Annotated in this window: 8 protein-coding genes; 4 read left to right on the forward strand and 4 right to left on the reverse strand. The window is 71.7% G+C overall.

What is annotated here, in order from left to right; genetic code table 11:
* Positions 1-394: 394 nt before the first annotated feature.
* From G5C62_RS22865 to G5C62_RS22880, 4 genes are all read right to left on the reverse strand, one after another.
* Positions 395-1,909: a carboxylesterase/lipase family protein gene (locus G5C62_RS22865; RefSeq protein ID WP_164702813.1), complete on the reverse strand. Its 1,515-nt coding sequence runs from the start codon at positions 1,907-1,909 to the stop codon at positions 395-397.
* A 27-nt stretch (positions 1,910-1,936) separates the two neighbouring features.
* A complete protein-coding gene (locus G5C62_RS22870) occupies positions 1,937-3,130 on the reverse strand; it encodes a glycoside hydrolase family 1 protein (RefSeq protein ID WP_164702814.1) in 1,194 nt (397 codons plus the stop codon).
* Complete coding sequence (locus G5C62_RS27635) at positions 3,127-3,693, reverse strand: hypothetical protein (protein WP_206330806.1); 567 nt, start codon at positions 3,691-3,693, stop codon at positions 3,127-3,129. Before G5C62_RS27635 ends, G5C62_RS22870 begins: the two co-directional genes overlap by 4 nt.
* Positions 3,694-4,080: 387 nt before the next feature.
* Entirely contained in the window at positions 4,081-4,689 is a 609-nt protein-coding gene (locus G5C62_RS22880; RefSeq protein WP_164702815.1) for a TetR/AcrR family transcriptional regulator, read from the reverse strand.
* Positions 4,690-4,804: 115 nt separating this feature from the next.
* On the opposite strand from G5C62_RS22880, the gene G5C62_RS22885 reads away from it, so the two are divergent.
* The 4 genes from G5C62_RS22885 (at position 4,805) to G5C62_RS22900 (ending at position 10,051) form a co-directional block, all read left to right on the forward strand.
* Complete coding sequence (locus G5C62_RS22885) at positions 4,805-6,349, forward strand: ABC transporter substrate-binding protein (RefSeq protein WP_206330807.1); 1,545 nt, start codon at positions 4,805-4,807, stop codon at positions 6,347-6,349.
* Positions 6,350-6,441: 92 nt separating this feature from the next.
* Entirely contained in the window at positions 6,442-7,371 is a 930-nt protein-coding gene (locus G5C62_RS22890) for an ABC transporter permease (protein WP_231558082.1), read from the forward strand.
* A complete protein-coding gene (locus G5C62_RS22895; RefSeq protein ID WP_036335493.1) occupies positions 7,368-9,191 on the forward strand; it encodes a dipeptide/oligopeptide/nickel ABC transporter permease/ATP-binding protein in 1,824 nt (607 codons plus the stop codon). The genes G5C62_RS22890 and G5C62_RS22895 overlap by 4 nt, the downstream gene beginning before the upstream one ends.
* On the forward strand, positions 9,188-10,051 hold the full coding sequence (locus G5C62_RS22900) for an ATP-binding cassette domain-containing protein (RefSeq protein ID WP_036335494.1): 864 nt from the start codon (positions 9,188-9,190) through the stop codon (positions 10,049-10,051). Before G5C62_RS22895 ends, G5C62_RS22900 begins: the two co-directional genes overlap by 4 nt.
* Positions 10,052-10,071 lie beyond the last annotated feature (20 nt).

Here is a 10,071-nt window from a genome sequence, read left to right on the forward strand (position 1 = left end):
GACGACCCGCCTTTGACCTGCGGTTTCTCTGTCGGGCTGACAGGATTTGAACCTGCGACCCCTTGACCCCCAGGTAGCTGCGCGGGATCCGCCGCCGTTCGCCCTGGTGCCGTTCGTGCAGGTCAGGTCGTCGCCGCGTCCGTCGGCGTCCGCCCCGGTACGCCGTCGTCCGGGCCGCGTTGCTGTACCGGTTGCTGTAATCGTGTCCGAGCCGAGGGGGCGGCGACCCTTCCGCTTGCGCGAGGGAGTGGCCTACCACAGGACTCGGCCGCGCGTGGCTGAGCATCGCCTCGTCATGACCCGGCCGTGTCCAGCAGATCGGTCGCCGGCTCGCCCAGTGGGATTCCTGCGCCCTGTGCCTTCCACGGACGACCCAGCGAGCAAGGGCAGGGCTTCAGGCCGGTGGCGCGGTGGCCAGCTCCGGGGCGGTGAGGGTCCGCGCTGAGTCGTACGCGCTGGGGACGATCCCGCCGTCGGCGTCGAACACCATGACGGCCTGCCCGTCGTCGTGCGCCGGCCAGCCCGGGTCCTGGTCCCGCACAAAGGCGACGTACGCCCCGTGGACCCGATCGGCGAGCTGCTGTGGTGCGCCGGGGCCGGCAACCCGGGTCACGTCGGGGTCATCGAGCAGGTCGAAGGCGAAGGGCACGTCCAGGCAGTGCTCGGCCACCCCGCTGACGGCCGATCGCCAGGCGAAGTCGTACACCCAGGTCGGCGCGGCGCCACGGCGCAACTCCAGCCAGTCCACGACCCTGCGACGGAACATGACGTCGCTGACGTAGCGGCCCATCACGTCGGCCGGGTGGTGGCCGGGCAGCACCCCGGCGAACCGGCGGGCCACCTCCGGCGCCACCCCGAGCGCGTCGAGCACCCCGGCGACGTCGTGCTCCTCGAACAAGTGCCGGAACGCGTGCGCGATCCCGCCGAACTCCTGCCGGGTGCTGCCCATCAGCAGGGGCACGTCGGCACCGGCACCCGCTTGCAGCCCCTCCTCGACCGTGCCTGTCAGCAGGTCGCCGTCCACGACCGGTCCCAGCGGCAACCGGCCGTCCATCGAGCGCATCACCGTGATCAACCCCTCGGCGGAGAGCTTCCCCATCGACGGCAGCCCCCAGCCCTGTGCGGCCAGCAGCGCCTCCTCGGTCACGCCGGCGAAGCCGGCCCGGTCCGGCGCGACCCCCAGCGCCGCGGCGATCCGTTGCGTCGTCGCCCGGGCGTCCTCCAGCGACACGTCGGCCGGAGCGCCGGACATCGAGACGACCCCGGTGAACAACCCGCGCGCCCGCGGCATCGTCAGCAGGGTCATCGCCGCGCCGCCACCGGCGGACTGGCCCGCGATGGTGACCCGCTGGGGATCACCGCCGAAGGAGCCGATGCTGTCCCGCACCCATTCCAGCGCGAGCAGCCAGTCCAGGACACCGCGGTTCGCCGGGGCATCGGGCAGCAAGCCGAAACCCTCGAACCCCAGCCGGTAGGACACCGACACCGTCACCACGCCGTCCCGGTTGAAGGCGGCGCCGTCGTACCAGGGGCTGGCCGGGGAACCGGCCACGTACCCGCCGCCGTGCACGTAGACCAGCACCGGCAGCGGCGTCTCCCCCGCCTCCGACGGGCGAGGGCGGGGCGTGAAGACGTTGACGCACAGCACGTCCTCGCCCGGGACGCTGGGCTCGGGGATGGTGGTGATCTCCATCAGCGCCTTGCGCTGCGGGGTGGACCCGTACTGCAGTGCGTCCCGGACGCCGGACCACGGCGCCCGCCGAACCGGCGCCTGGAACCGCAGGTCCCCGAACGGCGGCTCGGCGAACGGGATGCCCAGGAACGCAGCCGATCCTGCGCGCCACAGGCCGCGGACAGCTCCGGCGGGGGTCTCGACAACGACGTGCTCACCGGTCGGGGTGGGGCGCATGGTGGGTGTCCTCCAGGGGTGGTGGTGTCAGGGCAGGGCGTTGCCGCGCGCGACCGCGCCGAGCCAGCGGGCGCTGGGCTTGACCGTCCGCGCGAAGGTGGCCCGGTCGACGGCGACCAGGCCGAAGGTGGGCCGGTAGCCGGCGACCCACTCGAAGTTGTCCAGCAGGCTCCAGTGGTAGTAGCCGCGCACGTCGACCCCGTCCGCGATCGCAGCGTGCACAGCACGCAGCGCACCCTCGGTGTAGTCGCGGCGCCGGTCGTCGTCGGCGGTGGCAATGCCGTTCTCGGTGACCAGCAGCGGCACGCCCGGCGCGCGCTCCGCGGCCGTGCGCAGCCCGACGCCGACGGCACCGGGGAAGTACTCCCACCCCGTCAGCGTCGTCTCCGTGCCCTCGGTGACCGACAACGGCCCTTCGGGGCCGACGAAGGTGCGCGTGTAGGCCTGGATCCCGAGCCAGTCGTCGTCGGCCGCCTCCTGCAGGAACCGGGTCTCCCGTGCACCGGCGTAGCGGGCGGTCTGCTCCTCGGCGCCGGGCAGCGGGGTGAACGCCTGCGTGGCGACCGCCCAGCCGACCTGCGGGCCGTCCCACGAGCGGACGATCTCAACCGCGCGGTGGTGGGCGCGGGCCAGCCCGTCGGCGATGTGCGGATCCGGGGCCGGCAGCCCGGCACCGCCGAAGGTGGTGTTCTGGCCCAGGTTCGCGAAGGCCGCGGTGATGTTGGGCTCGTTGATCGTGCAGACGTAGGGGACGTCGCGGGCGACGACCGGCTCGACGAACTCGGTGAACCGCGCGAAGCGGTCGGCTGCATCGGCCGCCGCCCACCCGCCCCGATCGGCGAACCACTGCGGCAGGGTGAAGTGGTTGAGGCTCACGTTGGGCACGACGCCGGCCTGCAAGCAGGTGTCGACCATCCGCCGGTAGTGGTCGCGGGCGGCGCGGGAGAACTCCCCCGGAGCCGGCTCGATGCGGCTCCACTCCAGGCTGAACCGGTAGGAACCCAGTCCGAGGTCGGCCACGATCGCGACGGCCTCGGGGTAGCGGTGGTAGCTGTCGCAGGCGTCGCCGCTGGGCTCGGTCATGAACGTGCCGGGGGCGTGCTCCCGGGCCCACCAGTCGTTGTTGACGTTGCCGCCCTCGATCTGATGCGAGGAGGTGGCGGCGCCCCAGAGGAAGCCGTCGGGGAACCGCAGGACCCTGGGCTGGTCCGCGCTGGTCATGCCCGACCGTGCACCTGGAACTTGGCGTACATGTCCTCGAACATCAGCCGGTTGTCCAGCTGGGTGTAGACCCGCATCGGCCGCGCACCGGGAACGGGCGTGTACTGCCCCTCCGGGGTGATCCCGGGCGTCTCCCGGGTGACGTACCGGCTGGACGAGGGATCCGGCTCGAACGCCGACTGCAGCGCCGTCAGCAGCACCAGCGGGCTGTCGCCGAGGATGTAGGTCTCCCCCAGGTCGAACCCGTGCTGCCCGGCCATGGTCCGGACCCCATCCAGGGCCTCGTACAGCCATGCCCCCAGCGCACCGGCACCGCCCAGCCGCAGCTGCAGTTCGGCGAAGGAGGCGAGCGTCTGCCGGTAGGCGTCCCGGGGCACCAACCAGACGGGGATCGTCGAGTCGCCGAACACGATCGAGGCGGCCAGCACGTCGATGAGCAGGTTGTACTCGATCGGCATCGCACCGGGCGGCGGCTCCGCCAGACCCGGGTGTTCCGGGCCACCGATCCACACCAGCGTGAGCCGCTCGGCAATCCGCGGATCGAGCAGCCAGGCGCTGGCCACCTCGGTGAGCCCGCGCCGGCGCAGACGAAGAGCGGGGTGTCGACGTCGGAGCGCATCGCCTCGGCGACCAGCGCCTCCGCGGCTGCCGACCGGACGGGCGTGGCCCGGTCGACCAGCCCGACATTGGACCCGGCGAGCACCGGGACGTCGTCGCGGCCGGCCAACGCGAGCACCTCACGAGCCCGCGCCGCGGCGTTGTCGGCGGTGGTGCCGGAGGGGTCGAAGGGGTCACCGGGCCGCAGATGCGAGCCGATGACCAGCCCCAGGTCGACCGACGGGGACAGCGCGTGGTGCGCCAGCTGGACCAGCCCGTCCGGATCGCCGCTGAGGTCGTTGTCGACGATGACGCGCAGCCGTGGGCGGGCCGATGCGGTCACGGAGGCGCCCTCAGAGCTCGACGGTGAGCAGCGACTGGACGTAGCGGCGAACCTCGGCCGCCATGTCCACCGAACGCCGGTCGAGCAACCACTGCACCTGCAGCCCGTCCATCAGCGCGACCAGCTGGCGCGCTGCGCTGGCGGGCTCGGTGCCGGGTCGCAGGTCACCGGCCGCATCGACCGCCACGAAGGCGTCGGTGATGTACCGGATGACCCAGGTGTACCGGTCGACGAAATAGCCGTGGACCGGATGGTCCAGCGCGGTCGCCTCCGCCGCCAGCACGGTGAAGAGCTCGACGAGTTCCGGCGTGCTGGCGTTGTACTCGACCAAGTTCAGCAGCGCGCGGATCTGGTCCAGACCGGCGACCGCCTCGAAGTCGAACCGCTGTCGGGACTGCTCGTCGCGCCAGGCAAGCACTGCCTCGAGCAGGTGCGTCTTGCTCGGGAAGTGGTGCAGCACGCCGGCCTGGCTCAGCCCCACCCGCTCGGCGACGTCGCGCAGCGAGCCCTTGTGGAAGCCGGCAGAGGAGAAGACCTCGACGGCGGCGTCCAGGATTTCCTGCCGGCGCGCCGCGGTCTTGGCGTACTCACCGCGTGGCCTGGATGTGATCGCCGTCATGGCCGCACCGTAGCGCGAAACATTTTCAAAACAAACCTAGTGGTCGGTAGGTTTTCCGGCTACGTTGTGCGCCACGTCACCCCGGTGGGGGGTGCGCTCCCCCGGAGGTTCCACCGTGCTCGGAAACAAGAGGGTTGGCATCGCCGCCATCGCCCTGGCCGCCTCGTTGGTGATGACCGCCTGCGGGTCCAGTGACGGCGGCGGCAGCGACGGCGGCGCAGAGGGCGGGGGCACCCTCACCCTGGGCTCCATCTTCGCGCCGCAGACGCTCGCGGCCAGCGGTGCCGAGTGGGCCAACGTCTCCCCGTACATCCAGTCGGTCTACGACTCGCTGCTGCGCGAGACGCCGGACGCCGAGGTGGAGCCCTGGCTGGCCACCGAGTGGTCCTACAACGAGGACAAGACCGTCCTCACCATGCAGCTGCGGGACGACGTCACGTTCACCGACGGCGAGAAGTTCACCGCCGACGTGGCTGCCCAGAACCTGCTCCGTTTCAAGGCCGGCACCTCGCCCAACGCCTCGTTCCTGGCCAGCGTCGCCGACGCCAAGGCCACCGACGAGTACACCCTCGAGATCACGCTGACCGCACCGGACCCGGCGCTGCTCAACTACCTGGCGCAGAACGCCGGCGCCCAGGCCAGCCCGGCGACCTTCGCTGCGCCCGACGCCGCCACGGACCCGGTCGGCTCGGGTCCCTACATCTTCAACGCCGACCGGACCGTCGTGGGCTCGAGCTACGTCTTCGACCGGAACCCGGAGTACTGGGCCGGCGCGGAGGAGCAGCACTACGACCAGGTCGTCATCAACGTCCTGGACAACCCCCAGGCCCAGCTGAGCGCCATCCAGGGTGGTCAGGTCAACGGCCTCAACCTGTTCGACAACTCGGCCCTCGACCAGATCGAGGGCGCGGGCTTCACCGCCTACCCGCACGAGCTGGACTGGCAGGGCCTGATCCTCTTCGACCGGGCGGGCACGATGGCCCCCGCGCTCGGTGACGTGCGGGTCCGCCAGGCGATCAACCACGCGGTCGACCGCGACGCCCTGCTCAAGGCGGTGGTCCAGGGCTACGGCACTGCGACCACCCAGGTCTTCGACGAGAGCTCGGCGGCGTACGTCGAGGAGCTCGACGAGCGCTACCCCTACGACCCGGAGCTGGCCAGGGAACTGCTGGCCGAGGCGGGCTACGCCGAGGGCTTCACGCTCTCCATGCCCAACGTCAACCTCGGCAGCACGACGGCGGCCGACCTGACCGCCCAGTACCTCGGGGACGTCGGCATCACCGTGCAGTACGACCAGCTCTCGCTGCAGGAAGCCATCGCCGCCCTGTTGGCACCCAAGTACCCGGCGTCGTGGATCCAGTTGCAGTCGGACCCGACCGCCTGGCAGCTGGCCAACTTCGCGCTCACGCCGACCGCGTCGTGGAACCCGTTCCGCGTCGAGGACCCAAAGGTCGCCGAGCTGGTCTCGACGCTGCAGAGCGGCACGGAGGAGGAGGCCGAGCAGGCCGGCCAGGAGCTCAACGAGTACATCGTCCAGCAGGCCTGGTTCGCGCCGTACTACCGCGTCGAGAGCACCTTCGTCGCCGACGGGGACACCGACGTGGTGCACCAGAGCAACAACGCCTACCCGCTCCTGCAGTACATCACGCCCAAGGGCTGACCCGAGCAGGGATGGGCCGCCACCCCTGGGCGGCGGCCCATCCCGTCCACCTCCTCCTTCCTGACCCCCTGGGGAATCCTGTGCTTCGTTTCGTGCTCCGGCGTCTGGTCTCCGGTGTCGTCCTGGTGGGCGTCCTGTCCACGCTCGCCTTCTTCCTGCTGTACGCCGGCAGCGGGGACATCGCCCGCACGATCCTGGGCCAGCAGGCGACGCAGGAGACCGTGGACCGGCTGACCCAGCAGCTCGGCCTGGACCGCCCGGTCCTGAGCCGGTTCGGCCAATGGGTGTCCGGCGCCGTCCGTGGCGACTTCGGCACCTCCTGGTTCACCAGCCAGCCGGTCACCGACGCGATCCTCAGCCGCCTCGCCGTTACCCTGTCCCTCGTCATCGGCGCGACGGTCGTGACCGCGATCGTGGCAGTCGTGCTCGGGGTCCTGGCCGCCACCCGCGGCGGGGTCGTCGACCGCGTCGTCCAGATCGGGTCCGTGGTCGCCGCTGCGGTCCCCGGCTTCCTGGTGGCCATCGGACTGGTCATGGTCTTCGCCATCAGCCTCCGCATCTTCCGGCCGACCGGGTACGAGGCGTTGGCCGACTCCCCCACCGGCTGGCTGGCCACCGTCACGCTGCCGGTGATCGCGCTCTCGCTGGCCAGCATCGCGGGTGTCGCGCAGCAGATCCGCGGCGCGATGCTGGACGCGCTACGCAAGGACTACGTGCGCACGCTGCGCAGCCGCGGGCTGCCGGAGAGCCGGATCGTGTACGAGCATGTGCTCCGCAACGCCGCCGGTCCCGCGCTGTCGGTCCTGGGCCTGCAGTTCATCGGCCTGCTCGGCGGCGCGGTCATCATCGAGCAGATCTTCGCCATCCCGGGCCTCGGTCAGGTCGCCGTCGGCGCGACCGCCCGGGGCGACATCCCGCTGGTGATGGGCCTGGTCGTCGTGACCGCCGTCATCGTCGTCGTCCTGAACATCATCGTCGACCTGCTGCAGGGTTGGCTGAACCCGAAGGTGCGCCAGTCATGACCGAGACACTGACCTCCGCCCAGGTGCCGCCGGTCGCAGGGAGCGCCTCGGCCGCCCGCACCTCGCTGTGGCGCCGCCTGGTCAAGAACCCGCTCGGTGTGGCATCCCTGGCGTTCCTGGTGCTGGTCGCGCTCCTCGCGGCCCTGGCCCCGGTGCTCGCACCCACCGACCCTGCCGTTCCCTCGGCGGTGGACGTCCTTGCCCCGCCGGGGGGCGACTACCTCCTGGGCGCCGACGGCTCGGGCCGGGACATCCTGAGCCGACTGCTGTACGCCTCCCGGCTGAGCCTGCTCGGTGGGCTGCTCGCGCTCACCGTCGCCGCCGCCCTGGGCATCACCTCCGGCCTGGTCGCCGGCTACTACAGCCGGTGGTTCGAGACGGTGTCCTCGTGGGTCGCAGGCCTGCTGCAGGCATTGCCCGGGATCGTGGTACTTCTGGCCGCGCGCGCGGTGCTCGGCCCCTCGATCTGGACGTCGATGGTCATCTTCGGGATCCTGCTGTCCCCGGCCTTCTACCGGGTGGTCTCCGCCGCGGTCTCCGGCGTGCGGCACGAGCTGTACGTGGACGCAGCCCGGGTGTCGGGGCTGAGCGACGAGCGGATCATCGCCCGCCACGTGCTCACCGTGGTGCGCGCGCCGGCGATCATCCTGGCCGCCGGCATCGCCGCGATCGTCATAGCCATCCAGGCGGGGCTGGACTTCCTCGGCCTGGGCGACCCGACCCGGCCGACCTGGGGCGGCATGCTCAGCGACGCCTTCGCCAACATCTACCGCGCGCCGCTGATGCTGCTGTGGCCGAGCCTGGCCATCGGGCTGACCTGCATTGCGCTGGCCCTGCTGGGGAACGCGCTGCGCGACGTGCTGGAGCGCACGAGCACCCCGAAAAAGCGCCGCCGGGGCGCGGCGCCGGCGACCGTGGAGGTGCGCAGCGAGCCGGTGGTCGTGCACGACGAGCTCCCCGGCACCGGTTCCGGCGAGGAGTTGCTGCACGTCGACGGGCTGTCGATCGGCTACGACCAGCCCGACGGCTCCCTCACGACGGTCGTCGAGGACGTCGACCTCACCGTCCGGCGCGGCGAGGTGCACGGCCTCGTCGGGGAGTCCGGCTCGGGCAAGACCCAGACGGCGTGGTCGATCCTGCGGCTGCTGCCCCCAGGCGGCCGCATGGTCAGCGGCGCCATCGAGTTCGAGGGCGAGGACCTGGCCAAGCTCTCCGAGAAGGCGATGACCCGCCTGCGCGGCCGCAGGATCGCCTACATCCCGCAGGAGCCGATGTCGAACCTGGACCCGGCCTTCTCCATCGGCCACCAGCTCACCGAGCCGATGCGGGTGGCCCTCGGCATCAGCCGCGCCGAGGCCAAGGGGCGGGCACTGGACCTGCTCGCGCGGGTCGGCATCACCGATCCGCAGCGGACCTTCGCGGCCTATCCGCACGAGATCTCCGGCGGCATGGCGCAGCGCGTCCTCATCGCCGGCGCCGTCTCCTGCAACCCCGACCTGCTCATCGCTGACGAGCCGACCACCGCCCTCGACGTCACCGTCCAGGCCGAGGTACTCGATCTGCTCCGCGACCTGCAGTCGGAGTTCCACATGGGCGTCCTGCTGGTCACCCACAACTTCGGCGTGGTTGCCGACCTCTGCGACCGGGTCTCGGTGATGCGCAACGGCCGGATCGTCGAGACCGGCCCGGCCCGGTCGATCTTCGCCGACCCCCGGCACGCGTACACCCGCTCGCTGTTCGCCGCGGTCCTCGAGGACGCCGAGCCCCGCGGCGAGCTGACCACCGTCCCCGTCGCCACCCGCGAAGGAGCCCATTCATGAGCGACCGCCTGCTCGAGGTCGAGGACCTGGTCGTCGAGTACCCGGTCAAGGGCCGGCGCGCCGCGCCGCTCCGCGTGCTGAAGGACGTCTCGGTGGACATCCGCGCCGGCGAGTGCGTGGGCCTGGTCGGCGAGTCGGGCTCGGGCAAGACCACCCTGGGCCGCGCAGTGCTCGGACTGGCCCCGGTGACCGGGGGCAGCATCCGGTACGGCGGCCGCGACATCAGCCACCTGTCCCGCAGGGAACGGCGCGCGCTGTCGGCCGACATCCAGGTGGTCTTCCAGGACCCCTACACGTCGCTGAACCCGGCGATGACGATCGAGCAGATCCTCGCCGAACCGCTCACCGTCCGGGATGTCGACCGCGCCGAGGCCAGGCGCCGGGTGCGCGACCTGCTCGACCAGGTGCAACTGCCGGCCGACGCCGGCAACCGGCTGCCACGCGAGTTCTCCGGTGGGCAGCGGCAGCGGATCGCGATCGCCCGGGCGCTGGCGCTGGAGCCTCGGCTGATCGTCTGCGACGAGCCGGTCTCCGCCCTGGACCTCTCCACCCAGGCCCGGGTGCTGGAACTGTTCAAGGAGATCCAGGAGCGCACGGGGGTCGCCTACCTCTTCGTCTCCCACGACCTGGCCGTCGTACGGCACCTGTCGCACCGGGTCGCGGTCATGTACCGCGGCGAGATCGTGGAGTGGGGCGACGGCGACCAGGTCACCAGCCGGCCCCAGCACCCTTACACCCAGAAGCTGCTGCTGGCAGCTCCCGTGCCCGACCCCGTGAAGCAGCAGCAGCGCCGCGCGGAGCGCCGGCGCCTGCTGACCGCCCAGCGTCAGGCCGGCCAACCCGCCGGCGCCCTGAGCTGACCAGTCCTCCCCCGCCACCC

The organism is Modestobacter sp. KNN46-3, from assembly GCF_011039295.1.

Bases quoted from the DNA above. Each gene is read 5' to 3' on its own strand.
- G5C62_RS22900 (WP_036335494.1), top strand. From the start codon at position 9,188: ATGAGCGACCGCCTGCTCGAGGTCGAGGACCTGGTCGTCGAGTACCCG.
- G5C62_RS22870 (WP_164702814.1), bottom strand. From the start codon at position 3,130: ATGACCAGCGCGGACCAGCCCAGGGTCCTGCGGTTCCCCGACGGCTTC.
- G5C62_RS22865 (WP_164702813.1), bottom strand. From the start codon at position 1,909: ATGCGCCCCACCCCGACCGGTGAGCACGTCGTTGTCGAGACCCCCGCC.
- G5C62_RS22880 (WP_164702815.1), bottom strand. From the start codon at position 4,689: ATGACGGCGATCACATCCAGGCCACGCGGTGAGTACGCCAAGACCGCG.
- G5C62_RS22895 (WP_036335493.1), top strand. From the start codon at position 7,368: ATGACCGAGACACTGACCTCCGCCCAGGTGCCGCCGGTCGCAGGGAGC.